Here is an 18,703-nt window from a genome sequence, read left to right as displayed (position 1 = left end):
CGTTGACACCCCATCCCGCCGGGCCCGGCCACGCCAGAAGGGCGGCGGCGATCCTCCTCGCCGCCCTCGCCGTGGTCCTCGGCCTTACCCACCCCGCCGCCCTCGCGGCCCCGCAGCCCGCAGCCCCCCGCCCCGCGGCCGTGTACGACGTACGCGCCTTCGGCGCCAAGGGCGACGGCAGCGCCAACGACACCCCCGCCGTCGACAAGGCCGTCACCGCCGCGGCCGCGGCCGGCGGCGGCACCGTCCGCTTCCCGGCCGGCACCTACCGGTCCGAGAACACCATCCATATGAAGAGCCATGTGACGCTCCAGCTCGACAAGGGCGCCACCCTCCAGGGCTCCTCGGCGGGCACCTACGACCCGCCCGAGGCCAACCCGAACGACAAGTACCAGGACTTCGGGCACAGCCACTTCCACGACGCGATGATCTATGGCGACAAGCTCACCGACATCGGCTTCACCGGCGACGGCGTCATCGACGGCGCGGGCCACCTGATCACCGGCAACCCCCAGTCCGGCCAGGCCGACAAGATCCTCTCCCTGACCCGCTGTGACGGACTGCGCCTCGGCGACGGCCTCACACTGCGCCGCGGCGGCCACTTCGCCGCCCTGATCAACGGCTGCACGAACGTCGTCTCCGACCGGCTGACCATCGACACCGCGAGCGACCGTGACGGCTGGAACGTCATCTCCACCACGAACGTGACGATCACGGGCGCACACATCTCCGCCAACGACGACGCCCTCGTCTTCAAGAGCGACTACGCCCTCGGCGCCAAGCTCCCCAACGGCCATGTGCGAGTGAGCGGTTCGGTGCTCTCGGCGCGCTGCTGCAACGCCCTGATGTTCGGCTCGGAGACCTGCGGCGACTTCTCGGACTACCAGTTCGAGAAGATCCGCATCGAGGGCGCCGACAAGTCCGGCCTCGGCATGGTCTCCATGGACGGCGCGAAGATCTCCGACGTCCACTACCGCGACATCACCATGACCGACGTCCACTCCCCGATCATGGAGAAGATCGGCACACGAAAACGGTGCGGTGGCAGCCCCGGTGTCGGCTCGATCAGCGATGTCACGTACGACAACATCACCGCCACCGGCAACACTCCCTCGTTCAGCCCGACCCTGTGGGGCGAGAACGGCCACCGGATCACCGGGGTCACCTTCACCAACGTCAACGTCACGGTCCCGGGCGGCAACGGCACCATGTCGACGGGCGTGCCGAGCAACGACCCGGGTGACTACAACCCGAAGAGCATCGGGACCCGGCCGGCATACGGCTGGTACCTGCACAATGTCGACGATATACAGTTCACCGACAGCAGTGTGCGGTATACCGCCGACGACGGCCGCCCCGCCGTCATCGCGAACGCGGCGAGCGGTGTCCGGCTGACCCGCTTCACCGCCCAGAAGGGCAGCAGATCACCGCACGACATCGGCCTCCAGAACGTCACGGGCTACTGCCTGGCCGACAGTCACTCCACCACCGGCGCCGCCTTGCGCGTCTCGGCGAGCGGATCGAGCCAGGACTGCGGCACACCCGCCCGCCCGCTGGACCTGGAGAACCCCCGCCAGGCCTTCCTGCGCGCCTCCGTCGGCGGCCTCTTCCTGCACTGGGGACTGCGCACCGCCCCCGCCCACACAGACTGCGCCGCCTGGGAGAAGGACGTCATCGCCGGCGGCTGGACGCCGGACTACTGGGTGAACGAAGCCAGAAAACTGCATACGCAATACCTCGTACTGGCGACCTTCCACAGCCGGCTCGGCTACGCCCGCCCCTGGCCCTCGAAGATCCCCGGCTCCTGCTCCACCAAGCGGGACTTCCTCGGTGAACTCATCACGGCCGCCAAGGCCAAGGGCATGAAGGTCATCCTCTACATGACCGACGACCCGCAGTGGCACGGCGACGGCGGCCACGAATGGCTCGACTCCGCCGCCTACTCCGCCTACAAGGGCAAGCAGGTCGACCTGACCACCCGCGACGGCTTCGGCGAGTTCTCGTACGACAACTTCTTCGAGGTCATGGACCGCTACCCGGACCTCGGCGGCTTCTGGATCGACAACGACAACGACTACTGGCTGAGCCACAACCTCTACCAGCAGATCTACCAGAAGCGCCCCAACTACACCCTCAGCAACAACAACGAAGACACGCCGATCATGGACATGATCAGCAATGAGCAGAAGACGGGAATGACGCCTGCGTACGATTACCCGCAGGCTGTATACACCGCCCAACCCCGCCTCACGGAGGCCGACTTCAAGCTGCCGTCCACCGGCGCCTGGTGGTACGACGGCACCGACCCCACCGTCGACCGCGGACTCACCCTCGGCCGCCTCGTCTCCAACGCCGGATCCTCCGTCAAGGCACTCATGGCCGAGACCGCCCAGGTCAACGGCAGATTCCCGGCGAACCAGGCCGCCTTCAACACCTTCGCCAACGCCTACCTCGACCCGATCTGGGAGTCCCTGCACGGCACCGAGGGCGGCGGCTACATGTACGGCGGCCTCGCACCCGGCAACTGGAACGACGGCGCCCACGGCGTCACCACCATCGCCAAGGACGACCCGAACCGCCAGTACATCCACGTCCTGACCCCGCCCAGCACCTCCACCCTGCGCATCCGCGACAACGGCTACCGCATCGCCTCGGTCACCAACCTCCGCACCGGCAAAGCCGTCGCGTGGTCGCAGTCCGACGGCACGCTCACCCTCACCGGCCTCGGCGGCTGGGACCCGTACGACACCGTCCTCAAGGTGATCACCGCGGGCCGCCAGGGCATCGCGACCGGCACCACCGTCACCGCGAGCACCTCCGCGAGCGGCCACCCCGCCTCCGCCGCCGGCGACGGCAACTACCTCACCTACTGGGACAACGACACGACCCTGCCCGTCACCCTCACCTTCGACCTCCACTCGGCCCAAAAGGTCCGCTACCTCGGGCTCAACCAGCGCGAGGACTCCGTCGCCTACGCCCGCTCCGCCACCGAACAGTCGGCGCGCATCAAGGCGTACAAGGTGTACCTGAGCAGCGACGGCACCCACTGGGGCAGCGCCGTGACCACCGGCCAACTCCCCAGCGCCCGCGGCGTGCAGAGCATCGACCTGCCCGCCGGCACCGCCCGCTACGTCCGCATCGAGGTCGACTCCACCTGGGCCGCCGCCACCGACACCACCCATTACCGGCAGCTGCGGATCGACGAGGCCTGGATCGGCACCTCCTACGCCACCCCCGCCGTGAACAGGGGACGACGCCCATGACCCGCTTCAGAGCACTCACAACGGTGGCGGCCGGACTGCTCATCGCCGCCGCCGTACCGCTCACGGGAGCCGCCCACCCCGCGGCCGCCTCCGACAACGGCCAGTCGGTCCGGCCCGCCATGGGCTGGAGCAGCTGGAGCTTCGTACGCCGTCATCCCACCGAGGCCACGATCGAGGCCCAGGCCGACGCCCTGGCCTCCTCGGGCCTCGCCCGGCACGGCTTCGTTCAGGTCAACCTCGACGACTTCTGGCAGAAGTGCGACAGCAACGGATTCACCGTCGACGGGTACGGCCGCTGGAGCGCCGACCCCGCCACGTTCCCGCACGGCATCAAGGCCGTCGCCGACCATGTGCACGCGAAGGGCCTGAAGTTCGGCTTCTACGTCACCCCCGGCATCGCCAAGAACGCCGTCCTGAAGAACACCCCCGTCGAAGGCACGCCGTACCACGCCAAGGACATCGCCGATACCTCGACGACCGAGAAGAACTACAACTGCAAGAACATGTACGCCCTCGACTACACCAAGCCGGGCGCGCAGGAGTTCGTGAACTCCTGGGCCCGGCAGTTCGCCTCGTGGGGCGTGGACTACCTGAAGATCGACGGCGTGGGCAGCCAGGACATCCCCGACGTCCAGGCCTGGGACAAGGCCCTGCGCGCCACCGGCCGCCCCATCACCTTCGCCCTGTCCAACAACCTCCCCATCGACCACGCCGGCACCTGGCGCACCCTCGCCAACAGCTGGCGCACCCAGGGCGACGTCGAGTGCTACTGCGGCCCGGGCCCGAACGGCAGCGGCTACCCCCTCACCGACTGGACCCACGTCGCGCGCCGCTTCGACTCGGCCGCCGCCTGGCAGCCCTACGCCGGCCCCGGCGGCTGGAACGACCTCGACTCCCTGGAGATCGGCAACGGCGACCGGGCCGGACTCACCGCCGACCAGCGCCGCTCCCAGTTCACCCTGTGGTCGATGGCGGCGGCCCCGCTGCTGCTCGGCACCGACCTCACCCACCTCGACCCGGTCGACAAGGCCATGCTCACCAACGACCGGCTGATCGGCGTCGACCAGGACGGCGTCGCCGCGAAACGCGTGGTCGACAGCGGCTCCCAGCAGGTCTGGAGCAAACGCGAGAGCGACGGCTCCTACGCGGTCGCCCTGTTCAACACCGCCACTTCCGGCTCCGCCACCGTCTCGGTGGACTGGTCCCGGATCGGCTTCACCGGCTCCGGCGACGTCACCGACCTGTGGTCCGGCGCCCACCCGGGGACCATCACCGGCTCCTACAGCGCGACCCTGCGACCGGGGGAGACCCGCCTGATCCGGGTACGGCCCACGGGCTCGGCCCGGCCGGCCGCCACCGCAGCCGCACCTGGCATGGCCGTCGCCCCGTACGAGTACCTGGGCTGGGGGAATCCGCCCGACCCGACGAAGGTGATGTCGGCTACCGGCGTGAAGTGGTTCACGCTCGCGTTCGTCCTGTCCGACGGCACCTGCAACCCGAAGTGGGACGGCAGTCGACCGTTGACCGGAGGCAGTGATCAGTCGACGGTCGACCGTATACGGTCCGCAGGCGGCGATGTCATCGTCTCCGTCGGCGGCTGGAGCGGCGCGAAGTTGGGCGAGAAGTGTGCGAGCGCCGGGGCGCTGGCGACTGCATACCAAAAACTGATCACTGCATACCGTCTGCACGCGATCGACATCGACATCGAGAACACCGAGTGGTCGAACGCCACCGTACGCCAGCGTGTCATCGACGCCCTGAAGACGGTGAAGGCGAACAACCCCGGCCTGAAGACGGTCATCACCTTCGGCACCGCCACGACCGGCCCCGACGCCACCGGCGTCGACATGATCCAGCGGGCCGCCAGGTCGGGCCTGCAGAACGACGTCTGGTGCATCATGCCGTTCGACTTCGGCGGCGGCACCACGACCATGGGCACCCTCACCACCCGGGCCATGGACGGCCTCAAGGCCCGCGTCAAAGCCGCCTACGGCTACGACGACGCCACCGCCTACGCCCACATCGGTCTGTCGTCCATGAACGGAAAGACCGACGACTCCGGCGAGCTCGTCCGCACCGCCGACTTCCGCACCATGCTCGCCTACGCCCAACAGCACCACATCGCCCGCCTGACCTACTGGTCCGCCAACCGCGACCGCCCCTGCGGCCCGGGCACCGACGGCGACGCGTGCAGCGGCGTGTCGCAGCAGCCGTACGACTACCTCAAGATCTTCACCCGGTACACGGGCTGAAGGAAACAAGGGGACCAACAGCCATGACCATCAGGAGAGTTCTGTCCTACGGCCTGGCCGCGGTACTCGCGCTGCCACTGGCCGCACTGAGCCAGGGCACCGCCCTCGCCGCCACCGACTTCCAGGCCGAGGACGCCCTGATCTCCCAGGGCACCGTCGCCACCAACCACACCGGCTACACCGGAACCGGCTTCGTCGACTACACCAACGTCAAGGGCTCCTCCGTGGAGTTCACCGTCTCCGCGGCCACCGCAGGCCCCGCGTCACTCACCCTGCGGTACGCCAACGGCACCCCGACCGACCGGCCGATGGACCTCTCCGTCAACGGCACCGTCGCGGCACCCGCCGTCTCCTTCCCGGCCACCACCGACTGGAACACCTGGGCCGCCAAGACCGTGAACGTCCAGCTGAAGGCGGGCACCAACACGATCCGCGCGACCGCCACCACCGACAACGGAGGCCCCAACCTCGACAGCCTGAGCCTCGCAGCCGCCACCGACACCCAGCCCCCCACCCGCCCCGGGCAGCCCTCCTGCTCGGATATCGGCGAGGACCGGCTCACCCTGTCCTGGGGCGCCTCGACGGACGACACGGGCGTCGCGGCGTACGACCTCTACGAGCACGGCAACAAGATCGGCGAAGCACCGGGCAGCACCACGACGCACACGCTCACCGGGCTCACCCCGAACACCACCTACGACCTCACGGTCATCGCCCGGGACGCGGCCGGCAACACCTCGCCCGCCAGCCCGGTCGTCGACTGCACGACGAAGCCCAGCTCCGACACCACACCGCCGACCGCACCCGGTACATTGCAGACAGTCGACATCACATCGAATACCGTCGACCTCACCTGGGGCGCCTCGACCGACGACCACGCCGTCACCGCCTACGACATCCGCAGCGGGTCGACCGTCTACCAGACCGTCACCACCGGCACCTCCACCACCCTCACCGGGCTCGCCTGCAACAGCCCCTACACCCTCGACGTCGTCGCCCGCGACGCCGCCGGCAACGTCTCACCGCCGAGCAACACCGTCTCCTTCACGACCAAGGCCTGCGCCACCGACGGCGGTGTCCCGTCGTCCATCGCCACCCTCTCCAGCGGCTGGACCATCCCCTGGGGCACCTACTGGATGCCCGACGGCAAGACCGCCCTCGTCACCGAGCGGGACGACTTCCGGGTCTGGAAGGTCACCAAGGACGGTACGAGGACCCAGGTCGGCACCGTACCGAACGCCGTCACCACCAACGGCGAGGGCGGCCTGCTCGGCGTCGCCGTCGACCCCAAGTGGGCCACGAACCACTACGTCTACTTCATGCACACCGCAGCCGAGGGCAACCGGGTCGTCCGCATGACCTACGACGGCAGCACCCTCACCGGCTACAAGATCCTGCTCCAGGGCATCAAGAAGAACCGCTACCACAACGGCGGCCGCCTCGCCTTCGGCCCCGACGGCTATCTCTACGTCTCCACCGGCGAGGCCCAGCAGCCCGATCTCGCCCAGGACAAGAACTCCCTCAACGGCAAGATCCTGCGCATGACCACCGACGGAAAACCGGCCCCCGGCAACCCGTTCGGCAACTACGTCTACAGCTACGGCCACCGCAACCCGCAGGGCCTCGCCTTCGACCGCAACGGCCGCCTGTGGGAAGCCGAGTTCGGCAACAGCTCCAAGGACGAACTCAACCTCATCAAGCCCGGCGCGAACTACGGCTGGCCCACCTGCGAAGGCACCTGCAGCGTCCCCGGCATGACCAACCCCAAGGCCACCTGGAACGTCTCCGAGGCCTCGCCCAGCGGCATCGCCGTCGTCCGCAACGTCATCTACATGGCGTCCCTGCGCGGCGAACGCCTGTGGCGCATCCCCATCAACGGCGACACCGAGAATGTCGGCACACCCACCGCGTACTACGTCGGCTCCTACGGCCGGCTGCGCACGGTCACCAAGGTGCCCGGCGCCGACGAGCTGTGGCTGTCCACCACCAACTGCGACAACAACGGCAACGCCCCCGACGGCTCCGACAAGATCTTCCGCGTGACGATCAAGTGAGCCTGAAGCCGACGAGTTGACGTACCGTCAGGTCCGGTAGAGGGCCTCGACCTCGTTGTCGTACACCTTCTCGATCGCCTTCCGCTTCAGCTTCAACGACGGCGTGAGCAGGCCGTGTTCCTCGGTGAACGGCTGCGCCAGGATGCGGAAGGTACGGATCGACTCGGCCTGGGAGACGAGGGTGTTGGCGGCCACCACCGCCCGCCGCACCTCCGTCTCCAGGTCCGCGTCGCGCACCAGCTGCGCCGGAGTCAGCCTCGGCTTGCCGCGCATCTGGAGCCAGTGCTCGACGGCCTCCTGGTCGAGGGTGACCAGGGCGGCGATGTACGGCCGGTCGTTGCCGACCACGATGCACTGGTTCACCAGCGGATGCTCGCGGACCCGCTCCTCCAGCACCCCGGGCGAGACGCTCTTGCCGCCGGAGGTCACCAGGATCTCCTTCTTGCGGCCGGTGATGGTCAGATAGCCGTCCTCGTCCAGCGAGCCGAGGTCACCGGTGGCCAGCCAGCCCTCGTGCAGGGTCTCATCGGTGGCCTTCGGGTTGTTCAGGTAGCCCTGGAAGACGTTGCCGCCGTGCAGCCAGATCTCCCCGTCGTCCGCGATGTGCACGGTCATCCCGGGGATGGCCTGGCCGACCGTGCCGTAACGGGTGCGCTCGGGCGGGTTGGCCGTCGCCGCGGCCGTCGACTCGGTCAGGCCGTAGCCCTCGTAGATCTGCACGCCCGCGCCCGCGAAGAACAGCCCCAGGCGCCGGTCCATCCCCGAACCGCCGGACATCGCGTTGCGGATCCGGCCGCCCATCGCCGCGCGGACCTTGCCGTAGACGACCTTGTCGAAGAACTGGTGCTGCATGCGCAGTCCCGCCGACGGCCCGGGCCCGATGCCCCATGCCTTCGCCTCCACGGCCTCCGCGTACTTCACCGCGATGTCGACCGCCTTCTCGAACGGCCCCGACCTTCCCTCCTTCTCCGCCTTGCGGCGTGCGGAGTTGAACACCTTCTCGAAGATGTACGGCACCGCCAGGATGAACGTCGGCCTGAACGCGGCCAGATCGGGCAGCAGCGCGGCGGCGTGCAGTTGCGGCTGGTGCCCGAAGCGGACCTTGCCGCGGATCGCGGCGACCTCCACCATCCGCCCGAAGACATGCGCGAGCGGCAGGAACAGCAGGGTGGAGGCCTCGTCGTCCCTCTTGGTGTGGAACACCGGCTGCCACCGCTGGATCATCGTGTCCGCCTCGAACATGAAGTTCCCGTGCGAGAGCACACAGCCCTTCGGGCGGCCCGTGGTGCCGGAGGTGTAGATGATCGTGGCGACCGAGTCGGGCGTGACGGCCTGCCGGTGGCGGTGCACCGTCTCGTCGTCCAGGTGCGCGCCGGCGTCGTACAGCTCCTGCACACAGCCCGAGTCCAGCTGCCACAGCTGGCGCAGCTGCGGGAGACGGTCGATGACGGTGGCGATGGTCATCGCGTGGTCCTCGTGCTCCACGATCGCCGCGGACACCTCGGCGTCGTAGAGCATCCAGAAGCACTGCTCGGCCGAGGAGGTGGGGTAGACGGGCACCACCTGGGCGCCGATCGTCCACAGTGCGAAGTCGAACAGGGTCCACTCGTAACGGGTACGGGACATGATCGCGACGCGCTCGCCGAAGCGGATGCCGCGCGCGAGCAGGCCCTTGGCGAGGGCCATGACCTCGTCGCGGAACTCGGCAGCGGTCACATCGCGCCACTGCCCGTCGGGATCCTTGCGGCCGAGGGCGATATGCGTCGGGTCGCTCTGGGCATGCTCGAAGACGACGTCGGCCAGACCGCCCACGGGCGGCGCCGACGCCAACGGCGGGTTGGTGAACTCGCGCAAAACCTCGCTCCCCGATCCTCGCTGTTGGTCACGCCCGTGATGCTCGGCACAGCGCGGTGAAAGCTACCCCACGGCGTGACCGGGCGGGAGGGGGTAGTTAACCGCGCAAACCTCACGTTTTTCGTGGGAGGTGACCGGAAAATGCCCTCACATGGGGAAGGGCCGGACACGATACTGACGGGTCAGTAAGTTTCGGTGCCGTAATCTCCACCGAATCTGTACGGGCTAATTACGGGCCGTACCATCCTGGTCACGGCATACAGTGCCCTGCTCACGGCATGCAGTGTCCTGCTCATCGCATACGACATCACGTTCGCCGTTCACCTCCCCACACATATCGCACACCGAATACTGCATATTGCATACGCGCGACCTCGCGCGGCGAGGGCGGCCCCGGAGTCATGCTCCCGGGACCGCCCCCGCCCTGCACGCGTCGGAGCAGCCGTCCGCCCGCCTTCGTCAGCAGTCGGCCGCTGTTGTCAGCGGTGCGCCGCCACCGCCTCCCGCGACACGGTGCCGGACTCCCTGGGCGGGATCGGCCGGCCCGCCCGTACGAGCAGCAGCACCAGGGCGGCCACGACCGTCCCCGCGAGGCCGACGACCAGCAGCGCGCCGTTCAGGCCCGAGGCGAACGCGGTGCGCAGCGTGTGCTCGGCGAAGTGGCCACGCAGGGCCCCGGCGGCGCCGCCGGCCAGGGCGTGGGCCGCCCCGTTCGGCAGGGTGCCGGTCATCCGCGAGGTGAGGACCGTGCCGAAGACGGCCACGCCGAGCGCGTAGCCGAGCTGGCGCACCGTGTTCACCGCACCGCCCGCCATGCCGGCCCGCTCCTGCGGTACCGCCGCCAGCGCCGCCCCGGCCACGGTCGGCGCGACGAACCCGGTGCCGACGCCGACCAGCACGAATCCCGGCACCAGCGCCGTCCAGTCCGAGCCCGCGTCCAGCACCGCCTGGCACAGGGTGCCCGCGGCGATCAGCAGCAGTCCGCCGCCGACCGTCAGCCAGGCCGGCACCCCGTGCAGCAGCCGCCCCACCAGTACGGCGACCACCATCGACACCACCGTCATCGGCAGCAGCGTCAGCCCGCCGCGCACCGGCGTCAGCCCCAGCAGGGTCTGCATCCACAGCGACAGGTACGGGATCCCGGCGAACGCCACCCCGTTGAAGGCGAACGATCCCAGCATCACGCCGACGAAGGCCGGCCGGCGCAGCAGTGACAGATCCAGCAGTGGATGCGCCACCCGCCGCTCCACCAGCACGAACACCACCAACGCCAGTGCGGCCACCGCGAACGCCGTCAGTGTCGCGGACGCCGTCCAGCCGTCCTCGCCGGCGCGCACCACGGCATACGTCGCACCGCCCGCGAACAGCGCGAAGGAGGCCGTACCCGCCCAGTCGACGCGCATCCCGCGCGGCCCGCGAGACTCGGGCACCACCCGCAGCATCAGCCATACGGCCGCCACGCTCACGGGCAGGTTCACGAAGAAGATCCACCGCCAGCCCGGTCCCTCGGTGATCAGTCCGCCCAGCACCGGCCCGACCGCCGCGGCCCCGCCGCTGACCGCGCCCCACACCCCGAGCGCCGCCGAGCGCTGCCGTCCTTGGTAGACGGAGCCGAGCAGGGGCAGCGTCGTCGCGAACATCGCCGCGCCGCCGATGCCCTGCACCGCCCGCGCCGCCACCAGCGCTCCCGGCCCCGACGCCAGCCCGCACAGCAGGCTGGCCAGCGCGAACAGCACCACACCCGTCACATGTACCCGGCGCCGCCCCATGATGTCGGCCGCCGCTCCCATGCCGAGCAGCAGCGCGGCCAGCGCGAGCGCGTACCCGTCGACGACCCATTGCAGATCGCCCAGCGAAGCGCGCAGTGAGCCGGCCATGTCCGGCAGCGCGACCACCACGATCGTCACATCCAGCAGCAGCATGAACGTGCCCAGGCACACGGCCGTGAGCGTCCCCCAGCTCCGCATGCTCCACTCCCCGTATCGTTCCCGTCGTCTTCCTGTCGTTCCGTACGATGACCGGGGCGGGGCCGATCGGACCGCTCTGTACGCCTCGTGCGACGAAATCCGACGGGGGATCGCGTGCCGGAGATGGAATCCGACGTTCTCGACGTTCTCGACCTGCGCCTGCTGTCCGCGCTGGAGGTGGACGGCCGGGCTCCCTTCAGCCGGATCGGCACGGTGCTCGGCGTCTCCGACCAGACCGTCGCCCGCCGCTACCGCAGGCTCGTCGCGACCGGCGGCGTGCGCGTTGTCGCCCTGCGGGATGCCTACCGGCTCGGTCAGGACCAGTGGATGCTGCGCGTGCGCTGTGCCCCCGACAGCGCCCTGGCCATCGGTGAGGCCCTCGCCAAGCGACCGGACACCTTCTGGATCGGTCTCGCCTCGGGCGGCACCGAGGTGATCCTCCTGACCCGGCCGCACCGCCCCGGCGACCATGACGACCTGCTGCTCGGCAAACTGCCGCGCACCCCGCGCGTGCTCGAGATCCGTGCCCACCAGCTCCTGCACCGCTTCTACGGCGGTGTCGACGGCTGGCTCCGCAAGTTCGGCGCGCTCACCGAGGACGAGATCGCCGCGCTGCGGGCCGATCCCGGCTGCGTATCCGATTCGGGTCCCGGCTCCGGACCGCCGTCCGGTCCGGCCCGCCTCGAACCCGACGACGAGCCGCTGCTGGCCGTACTGGAACGTGACGGCCGTGCCACGTACCCCGAACTCCAGCGCGCGACCGGCCGCTCGGATTCCTCCGTCAAACGGCGGCTGACGGCGCTGCTGGCCTCCGGCGCGATCTATCTCGACGTCGAGTACCCGCCGCGGATCTTCGGCTACCCGGTCTCCGCCCTGTTGTGGATCACCGCGGTCCCGGCCGCCCTGTCCGCGGTCGGCCGGGCCCTGGCCGCCCACGGTCCGATCGCCCACGTCTCGGCGACGGCCGGCTCCTCCAACCTTGTCGCCAGCGTCGTGGCCCGCAGCACGGCCGACCTGTACGACTACCTCAGCGGCCCGCTCGGCCGCCTGGAGGGCGTGCAGCACGTGGAGACGACGCCGTTCCTGCGCCGGGTGAAGCATCTGACGTATCCGGTGGCCGGCTGAATCCACCGGAGGCGGGACGGTATCCGGCCGGCGGCGGTGGACGGTGGCTTTCGCCGCGGTCTGCTCAGTCGCCGCGTCGCCGGAGCCGTTCGCCGCCCGCCAGGACGGCAGTGGCCAGGGCGTTCGCTGCGTTCTCCGCCGCGCCGTGGCGGCGGCCGTGGAGGAGGACGAAGTCGGTCTTGCCGAGGTCCGGCAGTCCGGAGCGGTCCGGGAGGCGGAACAGGCCGGGCGGGATCAGGCGCCGGGAGTGCGCCATGACGCCGAGGCCGGCGCGGGCGGCCGCGATGAGGCCGTTGAGGCTGCCGCTGGTGCACACGATCCGCCACGCCCGGCCCTCGCGCTCCAGCGCCTCCAGCGCACGGGCCCGGGTGATGCCGGGCGGGGGGTACACGATGAGCGGGACGGGCCGGTCGGCGTCCAGGCGCAGCCGCTCGGCGCCGATCCACACCAGGTCGTCGCGCCACACCAGTTCGCCGCGGGGGTCTTCAGGGCGGCGCTTGGCGAGCACCAGGTCCAGTTTTCCGGCGGCCAGCTGCTCGTGCAGGGTGCCGGACAGCTCGACGGTCAGTTCGAGGTCGACCTCGGGGTGGTCGTAGCGGAAGCTCTCCAGGATTTCCGGGAGCCGGGTGAGCACGAAGTCCTCCGAGGCGCCGAACCGCAGCCGGCCGCGCACCCGGGTGCCGGTGAAGAACGCCGTCGCCTGCTCGTGTACCTGGAGGATCCGCCGGGCGAAGCCCAGCATCGCCTCGCCGTCCTCGGTCAGCTCCACCGAATGGGTGTCCCGGGTGAACAGCTGCCGTCCGGTCGCGTCCTCCAGGCGGCGGACGTGCTGGCTGACCGTGGACTGGCGCAGCCCGAGCCGACGCGCGGCCTGCGTGAAGCTCAGGGTCTGGGCCACGGCGAGGAAGGTGCGCAGCTGTGCTGGGTCGTACACGGCACCAGATTAGCCGGTTATCGCAAAATGTGATGGCAGTCAGAGTGGTGTACGGGATTCCCGATCGGCATGGCCCGGGGGAGCATGGAGGGGCTCTTGCGGGCCCGAACGAACAAAGACACTCAGCGATACCTGCTGACCGACCGACGACAACTTCAGTCCCCACACGCACACAACAGAGCACATCGGAGCACCGTGACACGCCTGCGCCGGCCGAGCTGGATGCCGATCGACCCGTACATCGTCCTGCTGCTGGGGACTGTTGGCCTTGCCGCGCTCCTGCCGGCCCGGGGGACCGCCGCCGATGTCGCCTCGGGCGCGTCGACGGCCGCGATCGCCTTCCTCTTCTTCCTCTACGGCGCCCGGCTGTCGACCCGGGAGGCGATGGACGGCCTGCGCCACTGGCGGCTGCATGTCACCGTGCTGCTCTGCACGTTCGTGCTCTTCCCGGTGTTCGGGCTCGCCGCGCGGATGCTGGTGCCGACGCTGCTGACCCATCCGCTCTACCAGGGTCTGCTGTTCCTGACGCTGGTGCCGTCCACGATCCAGTCGTCCATCGCGTTCACCTCGATCGCCCGCGGCAACGTGCCCGCGGCGATCTGCGCGGGCTCCTTCTCCTCCCTCGCCGGCATACTGATCACCCCGCTGCTGGCGGCGGCGCTCCTCGGCAACAGCGGCGGCGGGTTCTCCGCCGACTCACTGGTGAAGATCGTGCTCCAGCTGCTGGTGCCGTTCCTCGCCGGGCAGATGCTGCGCCGCTGGATCGGCGGCTTCATCGCGCGGCACAAGAAGGTCCTCGGCCTGGTCGACCGCGGCTCCATCCTGCTCGTCGTCTACACCGCCTTCAGCGAGGGCATGACCCAGGGCATCTGGCACCAGGTCAGCCCCGCGCGGCTCGGTGGCCTCGTCGTCGTGGAAGCCGTCCTGCTGGCCGCGATGCTGCTGCTGACCTGGTACGGGGGCAAGGCGTTCGGCTTCGGCCGGGCGGACCGGATCGCCATCCAGTTCGCCGGGTCGAAGAAGTCCCTCGCCTCCGGGCTGCCCATGGCGAGCGTCCTGTTCGGCGCCCACGCCTCCCTCGCCGTGCTGCCGCTGATGCTCTTCCACCAGATGCAGCTGATGGTGTGCGCGGTCATCGCCAAGCGCCGTGCCCGCGATCCGGAGGAGGTTCTGGACGCGGCGCCCGGGGCGTCAGCGGCCCACGTGGTCCAGGGGCAGCCACAGGACCGTGTCCTTCGCTGACCGCAGCGCCATCGGGTCCGACAGCTCCTGGTCGGTGAGCGCCCGGTCCCATACGTGCACCTCGTCGATGGCGCCGGTGAAGAAGGCGCGGCTGTCCATGCGCTGCGCGATGTGCACGCCGAAAGGGGAGTTACGGCTGACCGACCCCGGGATGTCGGCTACGGACGACTGCATACCGTCGACCGACAGCATCAGCCGGCCGCCGCCCCGCCGGAGCACCACGTGATGCCAGCGGCCGTCGTTGTATGCAGTATTCGTGCGAACGTATGCAGTCTGCGGAGCCGCCGCGCCGTGCCGTACGGTGATCAGGCCCTGGACCCGGTTGTTCGCCGGCTCGGCGCGCAGCCACACCTGGGGTTGCGTGGTGCCGGTCCCGCCCATCCACAGCAGCGGCTGCTCACCGGTGGTGGCCGTGTACCGGAACCACAGCGACGCCGTGAAGTCCTTCGTGCCGAGCGGCAGCCGGCTGCTGTACGGCAGACGTACGGCCGCGTCGGTGCCGTTGAACTCCAGCGCGCCGCCGAACACTCCCTGCGTTCGCCGCGCGCCGCCGAGCACCGCGGCCGGGCGGGCGTGCGGGGCCAAGTCGGCAGTGACCGGGTCGGGGCCGCGGCGCGGGGCGAGCCAGTTCTCGGTGAAGCGGGCGAAGCGGATCTCGTCGCGCGAGTCCACCGCGCCGCCCTCGTAGACCAGGCCGATCGTGTCCCCGGCGATGCGCACCAGGTCGGAGTAGCCGGACCAGTCCGTGGTGACGACCGTGCCGCGGTCCACGCTGTCCCAGGTGCGGCCGCCGTCGTAGGAGGAGCGGATCATCATCGTGCGGCGCCGGTCGGGGTCGGCGGGGCAGGCGAGCAGCAGGCGGTCGCCGTGCCGCAGCAGCGAGCCCTGCACCATCGGTGCGTACAGGTCCGGCAGGTCGCGGAATGGAGCGGTGAAGCTGGAGCCACCGTCGTGGCTGACGGCCTGGGTGCGGTGGCCGAGGTCGGTGCCGTCCTGCTCCCGGCCGCTGACCAGGACGGAGCCGTCGCCGAGTTCGGCGAGGGCGAGTTCGGAGGGCTTCTGCCGGAAGGTGCCGTCCTCGGCGATGGGCCAGGAGTCCTGGGCGCCGATCCGCCAGTGGCCGCCGTGGTCGTCGCTGACGATCAGCGCCGCGTGGTTGGCGGTGATCCGGGTGCCGTCCCAGGACTCGGCGTTGACCCCGAAGACCAGCCGTCCGGCGTACCGTCCGTGCGTGAGCTGGATGCCGTGCGCCGGCCCGGTCGCGTACCAGGAGTTCCAGGCGGCGGGCAGGATCTCCGGGCTCAGGTCGCGCGGTACGGACCAGGTCAGGCCGTTGTCGTCGCTGTACTGGAGGTGCGGGGTGCGGTCGCACGGCGCGGTGCAGCTGGCGCTGTCCGTACGGCCTGTGTTGTACGTCTCCGCGAGCCAGATGCGGCCGGTGGTGCGGTCCACGATCGGCGCCGGGTTGCCGTGGGTGTCGCCGTGGCCCTTGTTGACCACCTGGAGTGGGCCCCAGGTGCGGCCGCCGTCGGTGGAGCGTTTGAGGACGATGTCGATGTCGGTGGCGTCCCCGCAGTTGGGGACCCGTCCCTCGGCGAGCGCCAGCAGTGTGCCGTCGACGGCCTTGACGACCGTCGGGATGCGGAAGCAGGCGTAGCCGGGGTCCTGGGACGCCTTGAACAGGACCTGCTGTGTGAACTGGGGTGTCTTATCCACGGGTTGGGCCTGTGCGGGGTGGGGTGTGGCGAGTGGCGCCACTAGCAGCGCCGCCGTCGTGCATACGAGGGCGAGTGCGGATCTGAGACGGGCGCGAAGACCTGACGGCATGGTGCGACCTGCCCTTCATCGGTCGGACATCTGGACATTCGGACATCCGATGTCCAACGTGCGCACCGATGACGGTAGTTGGGGCCAAGGCGCCCCACAAGCAGCGTGCAGTGCACGGAGTGCGCCGAGGCCTCAACGAGTACGCCGAGCCTCACGGCCGCAGGACGACCTTGCCGAGGTTGGCGCGCGTCTCGATCGCCTCGTGCGCCTTCGCCGCGTCCTCCAGGGCGAACTCGCCGTGCACGGCGGGCGTCACGGCGCCCTCGGTGAACAGCCGCCACAGCTCCCGGCGCCACTGCTCGTACAGTTCCGGCCGGCCGCGGGCGATCAGGGCCATCTGGAAGCCGATCACCGACTTGGCGCCGACCAGCAGGTCGTAGGCCTGGATTGTGCCGCCGCCCGAGCTGTAGGCGACCAGGCGGCCGTGCGGGGCGAGGGCGGCGAGCGCCGGGGTGAGCAGATCACCGCCGACCGCATCCAGTATGCAATCGACCGGATCCCCCCAACTGTCGTCCGCATATTGGATACAGTCGTCCGCGCCCAGCGCCCGCACGAAGCCGGCCTTCGCCGGATCGGACACCGCGCCCACCACCCGTCCCACGCCCCGCGCCCGCGCCAGCTGCACGGCGAGGTGCCCGACGCCGCTCGCCGCCGCCGTGACGAGGACCGCCTCGCCCGGTGCGGGCCGCGCCGCCTCCAGCGCTCCGAACGCCACCAGGCCGCTGCGCACCAGCGCGACCGCGTCCACGGCGCTCGCGTCGTCCGGTACCGGCGAGGCCATGGCCTCGTGCAGCAGGGCGAAGTCCGCGTACCCGTGGCCGAAGCACAGGCCGGTCACTCGCTCGCCCGGCTGGAAACGCCTCACGCCCTCGCCGACCGCCACCACCTCACCGGCGAGCTCGCCGCCCAGTGCGATGGGTTCGGCGGCCTCGGTGACCTTGCGGACGATGGGCAGCGTGACACCGACCGCCTCGCAGCGCACCAGCAGCTCCCCGGGGCCGGGCTCGGGGACGGGGGCCTCCTCCAGGAACAGCGGGCCGCCGGCGGAGTCGTAGCGAACGCGACGCATCAGCACCTCCATGGCCGGGCGGACCCGGCGCATCGGTCGTTGGGAAAACCCATGAAATCGTTGGGAGTCCCAACGGTAACCGGTCTTCGTTGGGAAGTCCAACGTTTTCTGGCTAGGCTGCCGTCATGGCCGAAGCTCCCCTGCCCGCGATCCGCTCCCTGCCCAGCTGGCTCCTCGGCCGGGCCGCCGCCCGGGGCCGTGCCCTGGTCGCCGAGGCCCTCGCGGCCGAGGGCATGAAGATGTGGCACCACGTGGTCCTCTCCGCCGTCCGCGACCTCGCCCCGGTCGCCCAGGCCGACCTCGGCCGCAGTGTCGGCCTCGATCCCAAGGACCTGGTCGGCGTCCTCAACGACCTCCAGTCCGCGGGCCACGTCGTCCGCGCCCCCGACCCCCGGGACCGGCGCAAGAACGCCGTGTCCCTCACCGGCGAGGGTGCCCGCCTCCTCGAACGCTGCGAGAAGGCGGCCCGCGAGGCAAACGACGATCTGCTGGCCCCGCTCTCGGCCGCCGAACGCGATCAGTTCATGGGCCTGTTGATCCGGATTTCCGGCACGGATGGCTGACGGCGGGTAACGTTCCGTCATGACCGCAGCTCCCGTACTCGATCCGCAGCGCACCGCCCTGATCCTCATCGACCTGATGGATCGCATCGTCGCGCTGCCCCTGGAACCCCGCACCGGCACCCATGTGCTCGCCACCGCCGAGCAGTTGGCGCACAGATTCCGCGGCGCCGGAGCGCCCGTCGTGCTCGTCCGGGTAGAACGCCCCTCGGCCGCCGAACAGCCGCCCGGCAGCGACCTGGTGGCCGGACTCGTCCGCGACGGCGACCTGGAGGTGGTCAAGCGCACCCTGGGCGCCTTCCAGGGCACAGGACTGCACGAGCGGCTGCAGGAACGAGGCGTCACCACGCTGGTGTTCGGCGGCATCGCCACCAACCTCGGCGTCGAGTCCACCGCTCGCGCCGCCGCGGACCTCGGGTACGGCCTCGTCTTCGTGGAGGACGCCATGGCCGCCTTCACCGCCGCCGAACACGAGGCGTCCGTCCGGCTCGACTTCCCCCGGCTCGGGACGGTCGTGACCGCCGACGGCGTCCGCCTCGCCGCCGGCTGACGGGTG

12 protein-coding genes are annotated in these 18,703 nt (G+C 70.2%); 7 read left to right on the top strand and 5 right to left on the bottom strand.

Going from position 1 to position 18,703, the window contains the following annotated elements:
• Positions 1-2 precede the first annotated feature (2 nt).
• Genes ACFC8N_RS17710 through ACFC8N_RS17700 form a run of 3 tightly spaced genes read left to right on the top strand, consistent with a single transcriptional unit; the run spans position 3 to position 7,569 of the window.
• Positions 3-3,263 carry a glycosyl hydrolase family 28 protein gene (locus tag ACFC8N_RS17710; RefSeq protein WP_376288702.1) on the top strand — a complete coding sequence of 1,087 codons (3,261 nt, stop codon included), beginning with the start codon at positions 3-5 and terminating at the stop codon, positions 3,261-3,263.
• On the top strand, positions 3,260-5,515 hold the full coding sequence (locus ACFC8N_RS17705; protein ID WP_376288701.1) for an alpha-galactosidase: 2,256 nt from the start codon (positions 3,260-3,262) through the stop codon (positions 5,513-5,515). The genes ACFC8N_RS17710 and ACFC8N_RS17705 overlap by 4 nt, the downstream gene beginning before the upstream one ends.
• Before the next feature lie 23 nt (positions 5,516-5,538).
• The gene (locus ACFC8N_RS17700; RefSeq protein ID WP_376288700.1) at positions 5,539-7,569 is read left to right on the top strand and encodes a PQQ-dependent sugar dehydrogenase; all 2,031 of its coding nucleotides are present in this window, start codon (positions 5,539-5,541) and stop codon (positions 7,567-7,569) included.
• 27 nt (positions 7,570-7,596) lie between these two features.
• On the opposite strand, the gene ACFC8N_RS17695 is transcribed toward ACFC8N_RS17700, so the two are convergent.
• Both ACFC8N_RS17695 and ACFC8N_RS17690 read right to left on the bottom strand, forming a co-directional pair.
• The gene (locus ACFC8N_RS17695; RefSeq protein ID WP_356030456.1) at positions 7,597-9,423 is read right to left on the bottom strand and encodes an AMP-dependent synthetase/ligase; all 1,827 of its coding nucleotides are present in this window, start codon (positions 9,421-9,423) and stop codon (positions 7,597-7,599) included.
• A 479-nt stretch (positions 9,424-9,902) separates the two neighbouring features.
• Positions 9,903-11,390: an MFS transporter gene (locus ACFC8N_RS17690; RefSeq protein WP_376288699.1), complete on the bottom strand. Its 1,488-nt coding sequence runs from the start codon at positions 11,388-11,390 to the stop codon at positions 9,903-9,905.
• 123 nt (positions 11,391-11,513) lie between these two features.
• Between ACFC8N_RS17690 and ACFC8N_RS17685 the strand changes: the two genes are divergently transcribed.
• Positions 11,514-12,515 carry an Lrp/AsnC family transcriptional regulator gene (locus ACFC8N_RS17685; protein WP_376288698.1) on the top strand — a complete coding sequence of 334 codons (1,002 nt, stop codon included), beginning with the start codon at positions 11,514-11,516 and terminating at the stop codon, positions 12,513-12,515.
• A gap of 64 nt (positions 12,516-12,579) precedes the next feature.
• On the opposite strand, the gene ACFC8N_RS17680 is transcribed toward ACFC8N_RS17685, so the two are convergent.
• Complete coding sequence (locus ACFC8N_RS17680) at positions 12,580-13,449, bottom strand: LysR substrate-binding domain-containing protein (RefSeq protein WP_376288697.1); 870 nt, start codon at positions 13,447-13,449, stop codon at positions 12,580-12,582.
• A 222-nt stretch (positions 13,450-13,671) separates the two neighbouring features.
• Between ACFC8N_RS17680 and ACFC8N_RS17675 the strand changes: the two genes are divergently transcribed.
• A complete protein-coding gene (locus tag ACFC8N_RS17675; protein ID WP_376288785.1) occupies positions 13,672-14,691 on the top strand; it encodes a bile acid:sodium symporter family protein in 1,020 nt (339 codons plus the stop codon).
• Here ACFC8N_RS17675 and ACFC8N_RS17670 read toward each other — a convergent pair.
• Positions 14,641-16,518, bottom strand: a complete 1,878-nt coding sequence (locus tag ACFC8N_RS17670; protein WP_376288696.1) for an exo-alpha-sialidase — start codon at positions 16,516-16,518, stop codon at positions 14,641-14,643. The genes ACFC8N_RS17675 and ACFC8N_RS17670 overlap by 51 nt on opposite strands.
• Positions 16,519-16,669: 151 nt before the next feature.
• The gene (locus tag ACFC8N_RS17665) at positions 16,670-17,587 is read right to left on the bottom strand and encodes a zinc-binding dehydrogenase (RefSeq protein WP_362820442.1); all 918 of its coding nucleotides are present in this window, start codon (positions 17,585-17,587) and stop codon (positions 16,670-16,672) included.
• A 125-nt stretch (positions 17,588-17,712) separates the two neighbouring features.
• Here ACFC8N_RS17665 and ACFC8N_RS17660 point away from each other — a divergent pair, with 125 nt between their 5' ends.
• The gene (locus ACFC8N_RS17660; protein WP_356030450.1) at positions 17,713-18,150 is read left to right on the top strand and encodes a MarR family transcriptional regulator; all 438 of its coding nucleotides are present in this window, start codon (positions 17,713-17,715) and stop codon (positions 18,148-18,150) included.
• A gap of 19 nt (positions 18,151-18,169) precedes the next feature.
• Positions 18,170-18,697, top strand: a complete 528-nt coding sequence (locus tag ACFC8N_RS17655; protein ID WP_362820441.1) for an isochorismatase family protein — start codon at positions 18,170-18,172, stop codon at positions 18,695-18,697.
• Positions 18,698-18,703 lie beyond the last annotated feature (6 nt).

Origin of the sequence: Streptomyces sp. NPDC055966, assembly GCF_042269865.1 — a bacterium.
Taxonomy (GTDB): Bacteria; Actinomycetota; Actinomycetes; order Streptomycetales; family Streptomycetaceae; genus Streptomyces.
The sequence above is the reverse complement of the archived record's forward strand: the minus strand, read 5'-3'. Positions and strand labels throughout refer to the sequence as shown.

Coding starts and splice junctions, on each gene's coding strand:
- ACFC8N_RS17705 (WP_376288701.1), top strand. CDS start 3,260: ATGACCCGCTTCAGAGCACTCACAACGGTGGCGGCCGGACTGCTCATC.
- ACFC8N_RS17700 (WP_376288700.1), top strand. CDS start 5,539: ATGACCATCAGGAGAGTTCTGTCCTACGGCCTGGCCGCGGTACTCGCG.
- ACFC8N_RS17690 (WP_376288699.1), bottom strand. CDS start 11,390: ATGCGGAGCTGGGGGACGCTCACGGCCGTGTGCCTGGGCACGTTCATG.
- ACFC8N_RS17685 (WP_376288698.1), top strand. CDS start 11,514: ATGGAATCCGACGTTCTCGACGTTCTCGACCTGCGCCTGCTGTCCGCG.
- ACFC8N_RS17675 (WP_376288785.1), top strand. CDS start 13,672: ATGCCGATCGACCCGTACATCGTCCTGCTGCTGGGGACTGTTGGCCTT.
- ACFC8N_RS17670 (WP_376288696.1), bottom strand. CDS start 16,518: ATGCCGTCAGGTCTTCGCGCCCGTCTCAGATCCGCACTCGCCCTCGTA.
- ACFC8N_RS17665 (WP_362820442.1), bottom strand. CDS start 17,587: ATGCGTCGCGTTCGCTACGACTCCGCCGGCGGCCCGCTGTTCCTGGAG.
- ACFC8N_RS17660 (WP_356030450.1), top strand. CDS start 17,713: ATGGCCGAAGCTCCCCTGCCCGCGATCCGCTCCCTGCCCAGCTGGCTC.
- ACFC8N_RS17655 (WP_362820441.1), top strand. CDS start 18,170: ATGACCGCAGCTCCCGTACTCGATCCGCAGCGCACCGCCCTGATCCTC.